Origin of the sequence: Pseudomonas sp. 29 (assembly GCF_002754355.1) — a bacterium.
In the GTDB taxonomy this organism is placed as follows: domain Bacteria; phylum Pseudomonadota; class Gammaproteobacteria; order Pseudomonadales; family Pseudomonadaceae; genus Aquipseudomonas; species Aquipseudomonas neuropathica.
The window spans coordinates 2059686-2075987 of record NZ_PEEY01000001.1 but is presented as its reverse complement, the minus strand read 5'-3'; the positions used below and the strand labels follow the sequence as shown (position 1 = coordinate 2075987).

The window sequence follows — 16302 nt, the reverse complement described above, 5'->3', positions numbered from 1 at the left end:
TTTTCAGGTTCGGTAATGCTCGGGCACAGGCCAGACGATGTCGTCGGCGAACGTCTTGTCGCCTTTGGGCAGATCCAGTATCACGCCGCCAGAACCGGCGATTTCATCGATAAGGCTGTCATAGGCGTTGGCGCCAAAATACCCGGCAGCTCGACTGTCGGTTCCCGCCCAGGTGGCCTGCTCGATGGCCACGACCCGGTCACCCGCCTGTGTCAGCACATCCTTGACCCGGGCGGCTTGCGTCAGGTCGGAACGCACCAGCCAGATCCGCTCGGCACTGATGCCGCGTGTGGGCGTGGAGATATGCCCTTCCAGGTCGTCGAAGAGGAATGTGCCGTTAGCGGGGTTGAATGCCTTGTTTTCTGCCCCCGGCACCACTTCCAGGCCTCGGGTATCAATGGCGTAGACGAATGACGTGGTTTGCTGGCGGCGCGTGGATACATAATCTTTCGAATCATCGAAAACGAACGAGCTGTCAGAGTCGGTCTCGTCGCCGGTTCGTTTACCCTCCGACACCGAACTGCTGCCCGAGTCGGAGGATTCGCCGGTTCGTGTTTTCGAGCTTTGAGGATTCACCCCGGGAAAACGATTGGCCTGCGAGTTGTAATGCAACTCGTGATAGAAGCCGCCCTTGGTCGCCGCGTAAGCGGTGGCGTCATGCAGTCCGAACGTTGCACTCAATGCGCGCTTGTTCGTGGTGCCCTTGGGATTGCCTTTACTGTGCATCATTCGATCATCCCGCGCCAACTCGAAGGGTAATCGGGTTTCGCCGCGGAACATCGCCGGAATGTCGGTGCGATACAACATGCCGTGGCGGGTTCGCTGGTAGCCGAGGTGGGTCGCGTAGTCGGCCAAAAAGGCGTCGCTGTAGCGGGTGGCGGGCCAATGGTGGGCGAGGGCCAGCCCTTGACTCCGTAATTCCTCAACGTAGTTTTCCAGCTCTTCGCCGATCAGCTTGAAGCGCTGCTCATTGGTCGCATCGAGCGTCAGGCGTTTGTGCTGTTCAGCCCATTGCGGTATCTGGCCGTCGCCCGACTCTGTGCGCAGCCGACACAGTTGCTCCTGGGTCAGGTTATAGCTGCGCTGCAATTGCAGGCGCTGGGCAAGGGTCATGTGTGGATGCAGCCACTTCAAAGAATCAGCGACAAACAGATGGTCTTCGGTGTTCTGCGCGCGAAGTGCCCAGTCCGGTGGCTTACCGGCCGCTTGTGCTTCTGCGCGGAAGGCGGCAATCCGGGTGTCATCCAGAATGTACATGCGCTGGATGTCCTGATCCGACCATTGCGCAAGTGGCGCATCGGCCATCCTGTTGCGTTTTGCCTGCGCAGGATCGATGGCAATCCAGTGATGCTCCGGATCCTTGATGGCATAGCCGAGGATGGCGTCATCGCCGCTCGTTCCGAGAGCGCGAAAGGTGTAGTAACCGTCAGCATTCGGTGTCGCGGAAAACGTGTAGTCATCGACGTTGAGGAGGGTGAGGTGCCGATCCAGGCTCCACAGATGGCCTTGCGTGGTCCGGTAAATGGGTGGGCCTGGTGCCAGGCGCCAGGAGGACATCGCCCGATAGGCCCTGAGGTCGGCATCGTATTGAACACAAACGTGGTGTCGGCCTTCTGAGCCTGGCAGTCGCACGTCCACCCAGTCCTTGGCGAGATAACGCCGGATGCCGGATTCATTCGGCCCTGGCAGATCGCCGAAATACGGATGGGCGAAATCTTCCAGCGACGTCATCGAAAAGTCCGGCCTGTCTGTGGCGGATCTCGATGTGACGCTCACTTCGATGGGTGAGATTTTTGCTTGGGACGTCCCGGGTTCCTCCAGACGAGGTCGTTTGGGTGAGGAGGGCGCCTCGACGGGTATAGGCCCCGGAATGTTTTCAGGGTTTGCAACTATCGCTCTGCTCGGCGAATGATCTGCGGAGGCCAGTGTAGAGGTGACGGGCGTTTCGACTAAAGGTGATTTAGGCCGTAGCCCGGGTTTTTGGCGCATGAATAAACTCCGTTTTTGGCGAGTCAGCCTGTCCGTAGGCTGAGGTGAACGGGTGCCCGTGTGGACGTCTGATCCAGACGGGCACGTGGTGAGGGTCAGGTCTTGTCGTTGGAAAAGACCAGGTCTTGCTGGTTGATTCGCACCTGTGGATCGCTGGCCAGCGCCCAGTGTTTCCTTACTGCGTTGTAAACCACCGTACCGATCGTTCCTGCGTCGATTCCGACGTGGGTTACATGAACCCTTGCTGCCAGTTCGTTTCGCTGTTGATGGGCATTGACCTCGGCCAACAGAGCTTCGACATCGGCGTAGCCACGTGCATCAATGACGTAAAGCTGCAGCACTTCAAACAACAGCGACACTTCATAAATATGGCCGGCCGAAGTGGCCACGCTGATGGATTCCACCGGGATGTCGTCTTCGATATCGGGCAATTCGACGGTGACGCTGGCGATGTGCAGACGATTGCCGTCCAGCTGGATGTCGTCGCGGGTGACCGTTTCTTCCATTTTGTCGGTGTACAGCGTCCAGGTCGATGCATCGGCGGTTTTCGCTGCAGCGCCTGGCGTCGAAAGGCGAATGATGGTGTTGCTGGCCAGATGGACATCGTACGTCGAACTCTGGCCATCGAGTACATAGATGCCGGTGTGCGAACCGGTGTCGATGGTGATGCGACTGGGTTCTGCCGTTATCAGCGGTTTCACGCTGGCCAATGGTCTGACAAAGCGATAGTTGCCATTGCGTTGCTTGAGGCAACTTCGCGTGCTGCGTACGCGGGTGCCGGGGTTTTTTACATCGTCTTCATAATCCAGTGCGGGAACTTGCAGGCGGTAGGAAACCTGGTCCTGCAGCACCAGCACAACATCCTGCTGCAGGCGTGGAGTGGTGACTTTCAGGCTGTTTCTGCCGCTGTAACCGGTGGCCGCCGCGATGGGCTGGACCACACCTTTGAACATAACCAATTTCGACGGCAGGGAGACCGTCAGGGTGAAGTCTGTGTAGTACAAGTGGGTCGTGCCAGAGACGCCTTTGCGCACCTGCACTTCATAACTGACCTGCACATCGATGATTTCAGCGTTGTCGAATTCCAGATAAACAGTGCGGGACGTTTCGGCGGTATTGCGCTGGGCAACGAATTCCACCGGACGCTCGGTGCGAGCAACAAAGTGCTGCTTCAAGCCCTGTTCGGCGATCTCGATCATGCCGCCGTTAACGATTTGCGGTGCAGCGGCGGGTTGGCCGATGACGACAACGACGGGGCTTATATCCTGCTGCAGCACCTCACCTGGCTGCTGGGGTAGCTGGACCAGCAGCTCATAGCCATCCTCGGTCTTGAAACGGAAACGGTCATTGTTCAACAGGCGTTTGCCATCGACCCACTGGTAGACATTTTCGAGTGTCAGTACATGTTTCGGGTCGTTACCATCCTTGCCGCGTAATGAGCTGATCACCAGCGCAGTGCCGACGATCTGCCAACGCTGGATGACCTCCGCCGGCCAGCCGAACTCGATCAGACTCGACGCTTCAGCGTCCTCGTTGATGGTCGTGCGGGCGTTGCTGCTGGCGATGTAAAAACGATCTGCGCCGCTGCCGCCCTCAACTCGACAGTCCACTCCGTAGACGGCAATCGTGTCATCGCCGGCGCCGGCGCTGACGCGGTCGTAGCCATTGGCGGAAATCCGGTTGGCCGCGTCGTTTCCGCTGACGCGGCTGGTGCCTCTGCGCAGGGTCGAGACGTTTTCGATCGACGTGAGCTGCGCGACGTCAACGGCATTTTCCTCAGGATCAAGACCGCGCAGCGCCACCCTGCCACTGTGCAGGTTGATGTCGTGACCGATATGGCGGGTGTCGCTGAGCGGGCGGCTGCCTTCGAAGGCCAGGGTGTCGGCACCTGCGCCGCCGTCCAGCACATTGAGGTGGGCCGGTTTGCTGGTGAGGTTCAATTGCTGCTCGGTAATGTCCTGATAGAACGCATCGTCCCTGTCGCCTCCGGTCAAAGCCTTGTGATCCGCGCGATAGGTGAACAGATTGGGCTTGTCCCGGACCCCGATAACCCGGTCATTGCCGTCACCCAAGCGCCAGAAAATGCCTTTGTCATCACCGGCACTGCCCGACACTTTGCCTTTGAGGTTGGCGGGCAGGCCTTTGCCGGCATCGATCACGTCATCGCCGTCGACAACCACGGCCTGGTTGTCGAGCTTGAACGGTTGTTGGCCAGCGCTTTCGTCCCACTGGTAGCGCCAGATTTCAACGGGCTTCAATTCAACCTGAAAGGCACCGTTGATCACGTGTTCGATGGTGTGTTTGTAGGCGTTCTCCAGCATGTCCTTGGCCGACAACTGCAGTTGTCGCTGGTGGTCCCGATAGCCCTTGGCGAGCTTGAAGCGATCCAGTACGTCCTGGTCCAATTCCTTGTTGGTGAAGGCGAACCAGCCCGAGCGCATGCGTTCTTCAAACGTCAGTTCGATGTAGTCATCGATGTCGTCCACCACTCGGGCGGCCTGGTAGATCATCGAGGCGGCGATAAGCAGTCCGGCGGCGACCAGCCCGACCGGCCCGGCGACGCTGCCAAACCCGGCCAGTGCGGCGACGCCCAGCACCAGGCTGATACCCGCCCCGGCGACGCTAAGACCGCCGCTGACGTAATGATCCTGGGCCTCTTTGCCCTGCGCCGCGGCGGCGGCATTGAACGACTTGATGGCATCGACAATGTCGAAGGGCAAGGTGATGGCGCTGGCGAACATCCCGGCACCGCGGCTCATGTATTTGCCCACCGAGGTCAGCGGGAAATACTTCAGCGCGTTGCCGCCGTTTCTGAGCATGGCCTCACCGGTCTTGGTCAGCCCGCGTTCGATGATCAGTGAGCCGAACTCGGCGGCGATCGAGCCACCCTGGAAAACCGCTTCCAGCGTGTCTCCGTGCTTGATCGCATCAATCATCGCCTTGTAGCCGCTGTAGATGCCGAACGCCTGCATGCCGACCCCGGCGCCGCTCATCAAATAGCTTTTGTTTTTGCTGATCCAGCCCGGGGCATTTTCCAGTGCGTCGGCGCGATGAATATCCAGCTTTTGCGCAGCCTTGCCCAACTGGTTCAGGCGGTCCACCGCGCTGCCGGTGGCAATGGTTATATCGGCGACGAACAGCGGCCCGGCATCGACCGAGCGCTTGCAGGCGATTTCATAAAACAGCATCGCCGCTACATTGCTGTCCGGATTGTCGACGGACAACAGACGCGCCTGCACCCGGTCTGCATCGAAATTGAGTCCGTCGAGAAAGTGTTGATCCACGCGCTGCATGCCGGCATTCGCCGGGCTGATGACTTGGCCGTGCACGGTCGCGCCCAAGGCCAGGAGTTCGACGCGGCTGGTGAGTATTTCGCCGATGCGCAAGGGGCCGAAATGTTTGTCGAGGGATTTGAGTGTGCGTCGATAAGGGGCGTCAGCGTCGTCTGGCAACACTGCGTTGAGCGTGCCCGCCGGCGGCGCATGGGGGTTGGCCGAGGCGCTGGCGGGATTGACCTGAACGGCGCTGCTATTGGCGATTTGAAGTGGCGGAGCGATAAGTTTTGACATGTCATTAATCCTTTAATGAAAACGCCTGAGCGGTGTCCCTACCGGTGTGTCACTGATGTCGAGCCGCCGGTGTTGTCGACTCGGGCCAGTGGATGGCGTAGGCGAATTCGTCGCCGTTACCCGACAGACTGAGCACAGGTTTGCCGGCTGCTTCGGCGTTGTCGATCAACTGGTCGTAGGCGAATTTGTTCTCGTGTCCGGCATGGGTGGCGGCTTCGATGCGCTCGGCGTTCGCGCCTGCCTGTTCCTTGAGGTCATCGACCCTCACGGCTTTGCTCAGGTGCGAATTCAGCAGCCAGATACGCTCGGCATCCAGTCCTCTGCGGCTGACTGATATCAGCCCTTCGAAGTCATCGGAGGGAAACCAGGTGGGGGGTGTGTCGCGGGCCGCTGAATTGAAACTCATGTTTTCTTCATGAGGCACCACTTCCAGTTCGCGGGTGTCGAGCACATACAGAAACATTTCCCGCTGACGTGTGCGTGTTGATTCATAGCGGCGATCACGATCCCACGGCACCGGGCTTGTGGCGTCGGACCATTCGGACGATGAGCTGCTCTCGGTATCACTGATATCGCTGCCCGAGGCGCTATCGTCAGCATCCCGCCCCGGGTATTTGCTCGTCTGGCTGTTGAACCGCAAGTACTCGGGGTCAGGCTCCCTTGCGTACACCAGGCCTTCTTTGAGGCTGAAGGTTGCGCTCATCGGCTTATGCGTGGTGGCGCCCGGTTTATGCTGGTATCGCGGAAGCATGAAGCCGTCATTGGCGAGTTCGAACGGTGTGCGTTCATCGCCACGGAACAGCGCCGGCACGTCGGTGCGGTACAGACAATTGTTCTTGTTGCGCAGATAGCCGAGTTTGCCCAGCAGCGCTTCGCGCACCGGCGCGGTCATGCTGGATTCCGGGCTATACCAGTCATGCCGGGCATCACGCTTGAGGTTAAGTTCCTCGACAGCCTCGCGGCTCAGTTGCTCGAGGTGCTGCGGATGGTCGAGAGCGTCGATCAGGTGTTTGTGTGCCTGCGCCCATTGCGGCATTTTCAGTTCGGTCTTCAGGTCCTGTTGCAAGCGGGCCAGTTGGCTGGGCAGCAGATTGTATGACTGCAGAAATGCTTCGCGCTGTGCAGGATTCATGCTTGGGTGCAGCCAGCGCAGGGTGTCGCGTAGCAAGTCGCGGTGCGGGTTCGTGTCTTCGGGAATCGCCCATTGCGGACTCTTGCCGCTGGCTTGGGCTTCGGTGCGAAAACGCACGAGATCCTGGCCATGGATGTTGTACACCTGCCAGATCTCATGGTCTGTCCAATGCTTCAAGTGCGTGGGCTGGGCACCGAATCCACCTGCGGGCGGATCGACCGGGATCCAGTGACCAAAAGCGTCCATAAAGGCAAATTGCGTGATCGCGTTGTTGGCCCCGAATGCGGGGGCCAGTTCGTAATAGCCTTGGGCATCCGGTGAGCGCAGCGATGCCTTGTACAGATTCGAATCGAGGTGGGCAGGTCGAGGCCGTTTCGCGCCGGGGACGATCCCGGGTTGATCGCCCGGTAGCGGCGCAGGTCGTTTTGTCGAGGCCATGGCGGGTGCCGGATGCTCCGTCAGGCGCCAGGTCAACCGGCCTTCATTCCGGTACAGCGCCGGTCCGGACGCGGACCGCTCGGTGACCATCTTGCAGCGATAGACCCCGTCGGCATCCTGGCCGACATGGGTGGTGCGCAAGTCGCCTTCATATTCGACGTCGACAAACTGTCGTCCGACGATCCAGCGAAAACCGTCATCCTCCGCCGGTTTCATTCCACGCAGGAAGTCGTCACGCAGCCAGTAAGTGTCGGGGGAATTATCGTTTGCGAGGCGGGCAGGGTTCGTCGCCTGCATCGGTTGGATGACCACGGCAGGCGGGGTTCCATCCGCGACCGGCCGGCCGCCAGCGGTGTCAACGGGATTCTGGCCACTCGGCAAACCCGGTAACCGGAAAATCGAAGGGCCACCTGGAGTGAACGGTGTCTCGGTACGCAGGGGCGGGAATGTGCTCGCTTCAGGTTGTTGCGTTGAGGTCTGGGGTGGTTTGCGCGGTGTCTTTGGACTCATGGCGTACTCGAAATCAGTTGATGTATTGAAACCCTCGCTTCGTCAGTTGAATTGATTGTTGGGCAGGCAAGTGCAGGCGGTCTCACTTTAATGGGTGAGAATGTGCCGAAGGGTTTCAAATATGTGGATTTAATCTAACCGGTTTTTCAAGTTATGGAAGGCGCTGGCGTGAGGGTTCGTAATTGATATGTAACTTCGGTTGTTTTTAGTTTGAAGTGTGCGAAGTTGCGGTTTGGTAAATAAGGATTCTTACCGTGGGCGAGTAAGTTTGAATAAGAGAACAGCGCTGCTCTTGTCGGAGAATTCCTAAAAGAGCAGCGCAGAAGGATTAAGGCTTGTGTATCGCCAGATTCAATAGGCGTAACGCAACAAGGTATGAGGCAAGTGCCGCAGGACGAAAAATCCGAACAGCGCCAACATTGCCGGCAGGATCAACCACCAGATCTTGAACGGCATGGGATTGAGTGGGGTTTTACGCTGGCTCAGCCACAGGGCGGCAGCGCAGACACAGGCGGCAAGCATGGCGCCGGCCAGCACGTCGGTTGGCCAATGAGCGCCCAGATAGACCCGCGACAGGGCGATGGAGAGGGCCGGAATACAGGCGATCAGCAACCAGGTCAGGCGCATGCGTGGCGGCTGGCCACGGCCGGCGAGTACCGCCAGGGTCAGAAACAGTGCAAACGAACCTGAGGCATGACCACTGGGCATGCTGTAAGTGGTCAGTGGGTCGGTCAGCACTTCCGGACGCACCCGGGCGAAGAAGTATTTGGTCCCGGTGTTGGCCAATGCGGTCACCAGCAGCGTACCGCCAACGAAGATCGCATGACGCCATTGCCGGCACACCAGCAACAGGCCGGTCAGCAGGACGCTGAACAGCAGCATGTTGCGGAACTCACCGATCAGGGTCAGTGTGACCGCAATTTCATCCAGCATTGGCTGGCGATGTTCCTGCACCAGTGTCATCACCCCTTGATCGAGCGCTGTCAGGTACGGATAGCCGATGAACAGACCAATCAGAATCAACAGGCTCATGCTGCTGATCCAGATGGTCGCGCGACGGTGGCGACGCAGGCTGCTGTTCACGCTGAGACCGACCATTGCGGCGATGCTGCCAGCGACAATGCCGGCCTCCAGCCAGAACCCTTCAGGCAATGGCAGGCGGAAGGCCGCGCCGGTGGCCCAGCCCGGCAGCAGATAGGCGAGACTCCAGCCGGCGGCCGCCAGCAGGCTGACAGCGGCGAAACGCGGGAAAGGCATGTCGCACATGCCGGCGACCATGGGCAGCATCGGTCGCAATGGCCCGATGAAACGACCGACCAGCAGACTGGCGATGCCGTAGCGCTGGAAATACGACTCGGCACTGGCCATCCATTCCGGATGATGCCGTAGCCCCGGCAGGCGCCGAATGTTCTGGTGGAAATGGCGACCGAGGAAGTACGAAACGGCATCGCCGAGAATCCCGCCAAGGAAGCCCAGCAACAAGGTCTCGCTCAATGACAGGGCGCCGCTGCCGGCCAGCACGGCGACGGCAAACAGCAGCACGGTGCCCGGCACGATCAAACCGGCAATCGCCAGGCATTCCACAAAGGCCACAATGAAAACTGCAGCAGCCAGCCATTGTGGATTGGCTGCCAGCCACCCGGTAATGCTATCGAGCCATGGGCCCATACAGAAAAACTCCAAATCATTAATGGCCTCCTGTAGGAGCAGCCTTCGGCAGCTCCTACAGGAGTGTGTGGTTACAGCAGAAAATAATCCCGTCCTTCGACCTGACCCCGTCGCAACGGGTTCCGCGTGCACCAATGCGCATAGTTGGCGTCGACAAAGCGGTACATCAGGTGCTCGTCACGGCCATGGGGAATGCCCAGGCGGGTGGTTTGAATGATGTGCGAAGGTGCCGGCCCGATGTCTTCTACCAGAAGGACTTCATGATCAAAACGCTTGGCATCCCACACCGGCACCTTCAGACCCAGCGCTTTGCACAGCAGGGTTTGCCCGGCGCAGAGCTTTTGCGAAGGCCGCGCACGTCCCTGCGCGTCGGGATTGTTCAGCAGCATCTGCGCCAGACTCGCCGGCCCGCTGATTTCATCGACCCACGGATAGGCGGATTTGATCAGTACCGCATTGCCCGGCCCCTGCGCACTGAAATTCAGCGAATCACCGCCACGGGCGTAATACATATAGATGTGGCCGCCATCCAGAAACAAAGCCTTACGCTTTTCTGTGTAGCCCAACGAGGCGTGGCTGCCTTTTTCTGCGCAGTAATAGGCTTCGGTTTCGATGATTCGCGCGCTCAGCCACAGATCGCCGACCCGGTGACGAATGACTTTGCCGAGCAGATCCTGCGCCAGCACTTGCGCATCACGGTCGAAAAAGGCGTCCGGCAGCCCTAGCGGCAGGCGTTCGGCGCGGTTGCGAACGGTCAGGTTGGACATGGCAGGCAATGTTTATCCAGGCTCAGGAGGTCGTGATGATAACAACGCGCGGCTTAATTGGGCCTGAACGCCGGCGAATCCGCGTTCATTTCGACCATCCGCCCGTCACCGCTGTTAGTCCCGGGACGCGGCAGCTATAATCTGCCGCTTTCCTCTTTGCCAAGACCCCAGCAGACCATGACTGAGTCCGTTCTTGACTACATGACCCGATTGGGTCGCGCCGCCCGCGAAGCCTCCCGGGTCATCGGCCGTGCCAGCACCGCGCAGAAAAACCGCGCCTTGCAGGCTGCTGCCAATGCCTTGGACGCCGCGCGCGCCGAGCTTGCCGCCGCCAATGAGCAGGATCTGGCTGCCGGTCGCGCCAATGGTCTGGAACCGGCACTGCTGGAGCGTCTGGAACTGACCCCGGCGCGCATCGACGGCATGATCGTCGGTTTGCGGCAGGTCGCTGCACTGCCGGATCCGGTCGGTGCGATCCGTGATATGAGCTTCCGTCCGTCGGGCATTCAGGTCGGCAAGATGCGCGTGCCGCTGGGCGTGATCGGAATCATCTACGAATCCCGACCCAACGTGACCATCGATGCTGCCAGCCTGTGCCTGAAGTCCGGCAACGCGACCATCCTGCGCGGTGGCTCTGAAGCGATTCATTCCAACCGGGCGATTGCCGCCTGCATTCAGCGCGGTCTGGCCGAGGCCGAATTGCCGGCTGCCGTGGTGCAAGTGGTTGAAACCACAGACCGTGCCGCCGTTGGCGCGATGATCACCATGCCCGAGTACGTCGACGTGATCGTGCCGCGCGGTGGCCGTGGCCTGATCGAGCGCATCAGCCGCGACGCGCGCGTGCCGGTGATCAAGCACCTGGACGGTATCTGCCACGTTTACGTCAGTGCCCACGCCGATCTGCCGAAAGCTCAACGCATTGCTTTCAACGCCAAGACTTATCGCTACGGCATCTGCGGTGCGATGGAAACCTTGCTGGTCGATCAAACTGTTGCCAAGGATTTCCTGCCGTCGATGGCCGCCCAGTTCCGCGAAAAAGGCGTCGAACTGCGCGGCTGCGAGCGCACCCGGGCGATCATCGAAGCCGTTGCCGCCAGCGAAGACGACTGGAACACCGAGTACCTGGCGCCGATTCTGTCGATTCGCGTCGTCGACGGTCTGGATCAGGCTATCGAACACATCAACCATTACGGCTCCCATCACACCGATTCGATTGTCAGCGAAAACCTCGCCGATACCCGCCGCTTTGTGGCGGAAGTCGACTCGGCCTCGGTGATGATCAACACGCCGACGTGCTTTGCCGATGGATTTGAATACGGATTGGGTGCCGAGATCGGCATTTCTACTGATAAGCTGCACGCCCGCGGCCCGGTGGGTCTCGAAGGACTGACCTGCGAGAAGTACGTTGTGGTCGGTGATGGCCAGTTGCGCGGCCAGGCGACGGTTTGACTTGACCGGCCTCGACCTGACAGCGCCGCAAACCGGCAACGAGTCCCGCCCCCGGCGCATTGGCGTCCTGGGCGGCACGTTCGACCCGGTGCACATCGGCCATTTGCGCGGTGGGCTGGAAGTCGCCGAAGCGCTGGCGCTCGATGAGTTGCGCCTGATGCCGAACGCGCGGCCGCCTCATCGCGGTACGCCGCAGGTCTCGGCGCAGGATCGGCTGGCGATGGTCGAATGTGCGGTGGCCGGATTGCCGCCGCTGGTGGTGGACGCCCGCGAATTGCAGCGGGACAAACCGTCCTGGACCATTGATACCCTGGAGTCGATGCGCGCTGAAATGCCCGCCGAGACCCAGGTTTTTCTGCTTTTGGGCTGGGACGCATTTTGCGGCCTGCCCACTTGGCACCGCTGGGAAGAGTTGCTCCAGCATTGCCATATCCTGGTGCTACAGCGCCCGGACGCCGACAGCGAACCGCCGGATGCCTTGCGCAACCTGCTGGCAGCGCGTTCGGTGAGCGACCCGCTGGCCCTGAAAGGGCCGAGCGGACAGATTGCATTCGTCTGGCAGACACCGCTCGCGGTTTCCGCCACCCAGATCCGTCAACTGCTGGCCAGCGGTAAGTCGGTACGTTTCCTGGTGCCCGACGCGGTCCTGGCCTACATCGATGCGCACGGTCTGTACCGTGCGTCGAACTGAACAAGGCGTGCTTCACTGATACGAATCCACGTGTCGCCAAGCCGCCGAATATACGAGCAAAACGAGTTTTATATGACTGACAAAGACCAAACCAAAGTAAAGCGCAAAGGCACATTCAAGAGCGCCCCGCTGCCAGAACCGGTCAACACCAATGAGCCGCTGAAAGGCGACGAACTGGTCAAGCTGGCCGTGGCTGCCCTGGAAGACGTCAAGGCACAAGACATCCAGATCATCGATGTTCGCGACAAGCAGAGCATCACTGACTACATGATCATCGCCACCGGTACTTCCAACCGCCAGATCAACGCGATGCTCGACAAGGTTCGCGAAGAAGTCAAAAAGCAGGGCGCCAAGCCGCTGGGCGAAGAAGGCAAGGGCGACAGTGACTGGGTGCTGCTCGACCTGGACCTGGTGATCGTGCACATGATGACCGCCTCGGCACGTCAGTTCTACGACCTGGAACGCCTGTGGGCCGGTGCCGAGCAAAGCCGCGCGGCCGACGCCAAGCATCACAGCCCGGAAAACACCCACGAGCATTTCACCAAGCTCAACAAAGACCAGCTGTAAGGGATTGCTGTGCGACTGCGCCTGATCGCCGTCGGTTCACGCATGCCCAAGTGGGTGGAAGAAGGCTGGCATGAATATGCCAAGCGTCTTCCGTCCGAGCTGGCGCTGGAACTGGTGGAAATACCGCTCAATACCCGTGGCAAGAATGCCGACGTGGCCCGATTCATCCGCCAGGAAGGCGAAGCCATGCTGGCCAAGGTCGGGCCGAACGAGCGGATCGTCACGCTGGAAGTCCACGGCAAACCCTGGAGCACCGAGCAGTTGGCGGTCGAACTCGACCGTTGGCGGCTGGATTCGCGCACGGTCAATTTCATGGTCGGTGGCCCGGAAGGGCTGGCGCCTGAAGTCTGCGCCCGTGCCGATCAGCGCTGGTCGTTGTCGCCGCTGACGTTGCCGCACCCGTTGGTGCGGATCCTGATCGGCGAACAGTTGTATCGTGCCTGGACCGTGTTGTCCGGTCACCCTTACCACAAGTAATCCAGCCCACATGTCTCAGCCGATCCGCATCAAGGACCACGAAAAGGACGCACGCCTGGTGCGTAGCCGCGTCGTGTTCGGGGCCATTGCGATCATGTTGCTGATCGGCGTGTTGATCGCGCGGCTGTATTACTTGCAGGTGATCCAGTACGAGTACCACTCGACGCTCTCGGAAAACAACCGTGTCCATGTGCAGCCAATTCCACCGACCCGTGGGTTGATTTTCGACCGCAACGGCGTGGTGGTGGCGGACAACCGTCCAAGCTTCAGCCTGAGCATGACCCGCGAGCGCTCCGGCGACTGGCAGCAAGTGCTCGACGTCATCGTCGAAGTGCTGGAGCTGACGCCTGAGGACCGGGTGATCTTCGAGAAACGCATGCGTCAGGGGCGCCGACCGTTCGAGCCGGTGCCGATCCTGTTCGAGCTGACCGAGGAGCAGATCGCCCGGATTGCGGTGAACCAGTTCCGGCTGCCCGGCGTAGAAGTGGTGGCGCAGCTGGTTCGTCACTATCCGCAGGGCGCGCACTTTGCGCACTCGGTCGGCTACATGGGGCGGATCAACGAGAAAGAGCTGAAGACCCTCGATCCGGTCAACTACAGCGGCACCCACCACATTGGCAAGACCGGCATCGAGCGTTTCTACGAGCCGGAATTGCACGGTCAGGTCGGTTACGAAGAAGTCGAAACCAACGCCCGCGGCCGCGTCTTGCGCGTGCTCAAGCGCACTGATCCGATTCCCGGCAAGGACATTGTTCTGAGCCTGGACATCAAGTTGCAGGAAGCCGCGGAGGCTGCGCTCGGTGGACGTCGTGGTGCGGTAGTTGCGCTCGATCCGAAGACCGGCGAAGTGCTGGCGATGGTCAGTCAGCCGAGTTTCGACCCGAACCTGTTCGTCACCGGGATCAGCTTCAAGGCCTATGCCGAGTTGCGTGATTCCATCGACCGGCCGCTCTTCAACCGCGTGTTGCGCGGTCTGTACCCGCCGGGCTCGACGATCAAACCGGCGGTGGCAATTGCTGGCCTTGATTCCGGTGTGGTCACTGCGTCGAGCCGGGTATTCGACCCTGGCTACTACATGCTGCCCAACTATGACCACAAGTACCGTAACTGGAACCGTACCGGTGACGGTTTCGTCGACCTCGACACGGCGATCATGCGGTCCAACGACACCTACTTCTATGACCTGGCCCACAAGCTCGGCATCGATCGGCTGTCGGCTTACATGAACAAGTTCGGCATCGGCCAGAAGGTCTCGCTGGACATGTTCGAAGAATCCCCAGGTCTGATGCCGTCCCGCGAGTGGAAGCGGGCGACGCGCAAGCAGGCGTGGTTCCCCGGCGAAACCCTGATCCTCGGGATCGGCCAGGGCTACATGCAATCGACTCCGCTGCAGTTGGCACAAGCCACAGCGCTGGTGGCCAACAAAGGCGTGTGGAACCGTCCGCACCTGGCCAAATCCCTCGAAGGGGTGAAGCCGGTGGATGAAAACCCGATGCCGGACATTGTCCTGCGTGATCCGTCGGACTGGACCAAGGTCAACCACGGCATGCAGCAGGTCATGCACGGTGCCCGTGGTACCGCGCGCAAAGCGGCGATCGGCGCGCAATACCGCATCGCCGGCAAGTCGGGTACCGCGCAGGTCGTGGCGATCAAACAGGGCGAGAAATACGACCGCTCCAAGGTTCAGGAGCGCCACCGCGACCACGCCTTGTTCGTCGGTTTTGCCCCGGCCGATGACCCAAAAATCGTCGTTTCGGTGATGGTCGAGAACGGTGAGTCCGGTTCCGGCGTTGCCGCGCCGGTGGTGCGCCAGGTCATGGATGCCTGGCTGCTCGATCAGGACGGACGTTTGAAGGCCGAATACGCCAGCCCAATCAGTGCGGAGGCTACGGCCCGTGATGAATAACTTTGATCGCATGCTCTCCAGTGAGGATGTGATGCGTCGCCGCGCGACGCTGCTGCAAAGACTGCATATCGATGGCCCGTTGTTGATCCTGCTGCTGATCCTCGCCGCCGGCAGCCTGTTCGTGCTGTATTCGGCCAGTGGCAAAAGCTGGGATCTGCTGGCCAAACAGGCCACTTCGTTCGGTATCGGTCTGGTGTCGATGATCGTCATCGCCCAGTTCGAACCGCGTTTCATGGCCCGTTGGGTACCGCTCGGTTATGTGATCGGCGTGGTGCTGCTGATGGTGGTGGACATCATGGGCCACAACGCCATGGGCGCGACTCGCTGGATCAATATCCCCGGGGTGATCCGCTTCCAGCCTTCGGAGTTCATGAAGATCCTGATGCCGGCGACCATCGCCTGGTATCTGTCCAAGCGCACGTTGCCGCCGCAACTCAAGCATGTCGGCATCAGCCTGATGCTGATCGGTGTGCCGTTCATCCTGATCGTCCGTCAGCCTGACCTCGGCACTTCGCTGCTGATTCTCGCCGGTGGTGCGTTCGTGCTGTTCATGGGCGGGTTGCGCTGGCGCTGGATTCTCAGCGTGCTGGCGGCGGCGATCCCGGTGTCGGTGGCGATGTGGTTTTTCATCATGCACGACTACCAGAAGCAGCGAATCCTGACCTTCCTCGACCCGGAAAGCGATCCGCTCGGCACCGGCTGGAACATCATTCAGTCGAAAGCCGCGATCGGTTCCGGCGGCGTGTTCGGCAAGGGCTGGCTGCTCGGCACCCAGTCGCACCTGGACTTCCTGCCGGAAAGCCACACCGACTTCATCATTGCCGTACTCGGCGAAGAGTTCGGTCTGGTCGGTATCTGCGCGCTGTTGCTGATCTATCTGTTGCTGATTGGCCGGGGGCTGGTGATTACCGCTCAAGCCCAGACGCTGTTCGGCAAATTGCTCGCCGGCGCGTTGACCATGACGTTTTTTGTTTACGTTTTCGTCAACATCGGTATGGTCAGTGGCCTGTTGCCGGTTGTAGGGGTGCCGTTGCCGTTCATTAGCTACGGAGGAACTTCGCTGGTGACGCTGCTGTCAGCGTTTGGGGTTTTGATGTCGATCCATACCCATCGCAAGTGGATCGCACAGGTTTGAATAA

Annotated in this window: 11 protein-coding genes; 6 read left to right on the top strand and 5 right to left on the bottom strand. The window is 60.2% G+C overall.

Annotated features, from left to right (window positions below; translation table 11 throughout):
- Positions 1–3: 3 nt before the first annotated feature.
- The 5 genes from CLU80_RS09645 to CLU80_RS09625 all read right to left on the bottom strand — a co-directional run bounded on the left by CLU80_RS09645 (position 4) and on the right by CLU80_RS09625 (position 10073).
- Positions 4–1731 carry a hypothetical protein gene (locus CLU80_RS09645; RefSeq protein WP_286079720.1) on the bottom strand — a complete coding sequence of 576 codons (1728 nt, stop codon included), beginning with the start codon at positions 1729–1731 and terminating at the stop codon, positions 4–6.
- A gap of 353 nt (positions 1732–2084) precedes the next feature.
- Positions 2085–5558, bottom strand: a complete 3474-nt coding sequence (locus CLU80_RS09640; RefSeq protein ID WP_099757273.1) for a calcium-binding protein — start codon at positions 5556–5558, stop codon at positions 2085–2087.
- Between the two features lie 49 nt (positions 5559–5607).
- The gene (locus CLU80_RS09635; protein ID WP_286079719.1) at positions 5608–7440 is read right to left on the bottom strand and encodes a hypothetical protein; all 1833 of its coding nucleotides are present in this window, start codon (positions 7438–7440) and stop codon (positions 5608–5610) included.
- 549 nt (positions 7441–7989) lie between these two features.
- Positions 7990–9306 (bottom strand): bifunctional DedA family/phosphatase PAP2 family protein, encoded by a 1317-nt coding sequence (locus CLU80_RS09630; RefSeq protein ID WP_093434568.1) that lies wholly within the window; start codon positions 9304–9306, stop codon positions 7990–7992.
- A 71-nt stretch (positions 9307–9377) separates the two neighbouring features.
- A complete protein-coding gene (locus tag CLU80_RS09625) occupies positions 9378–10073 on the bottom strand; it encodes a DNA-3-methyladenine glycosylase (protein ID WP_099757271.1) in 696 nt (231 codons plus the stop codon).
- Positions 10074–10250: 177 nt separating this feature from the next.
- On the opposite strand from CLU80_RS09625, the gene CLU80_RS09620 reads away from it, so the two are divergent.
- The 6 genes from CLU80_RS09620 (at position 10251) to rodA (ending at position 16298) form a co-directional block, all read left to right on the top strand.
- The gene (locus CLU80_RS09620) at positions 10251–11522 is read left to right on the top strand and encodes a glutamate-5-semialdehyde dehydrogenase (RefSeq protein ID WP_099759364.1); all 1272 of its coding nucleotides are present in this window, start codon (positions 10251–10253) and stop codon (positions 11520–11522) included.
- Positions 11491–12213 carry a nicotinate-nucleotide adenylyltransferase gene (nadD, locus tag CLU80_RS09615; RefSeq protein WP_093434574.1) on the top strand — a complete coding sequence of 241 codons (723 nt, stop codon included), beginning with the start codon at positions 11491–11493 and terminating at the stop codon, positions 12211–12213. The genes CLU80_RS09620 and nadD overlap by 32 nt, the downstream gene beginning before the upstream one ends.
- Before the next feature lie 72 nt (positions 12214–12285).
- The gene (gene rsfS, locus CLU80_RS09610) at positions 12286–12780 is read left to right on the top strand and encodes a ribosome silencing factor (protein WP_016986117.1); all 495 of its coding nucleotides are present in this window, start codon (positions 12286–12288) and stop codon (positions 12778–12780) included.
- A 9-nt stretch (positions 12781–12789) separates the two neighbouring features.
- The gene (rlmH, locus tag CLU80_RS09605) at positions 12790–13257 is read left to right on the top strand and encodes a 23S rRNA (pseudouridine(1915)-N(3))-methyltransferase RlmH (RefSeq protein ID WP_003185785.1); all 468 of its coding nucleotides are present in this window, start codon (positions 12790–12792) and stop codon (positions 13255–13257) included.
- Between the two features lie 10 nt (positions 13258–13267).
- Positions 13268–15163 (top strand): penicillin-binding protein 2, encoded by a 1896-nt coding sequence (gene mrdA / locus CLU80_RS09600; protein WP_099757270.1) that lies wholly within the window; start codon positions 13268–13270, stop codon positions 15161–15163.
- 31 nt (positions 15164–15194) lie between these two features.
- On the top strand, positions 15195–16298 hold the full coding sequence (rodA, locus tag CLU80_RS09595) for a rod shape-determining protein RodA (RefSeq protein ID WP_175559619.1): 1104 nt from the start codon (positions 15195–15197) through the stop codon (positions 16296–16298).
- Positions 16299–16302: the final 4 nt, after the last annotated feature.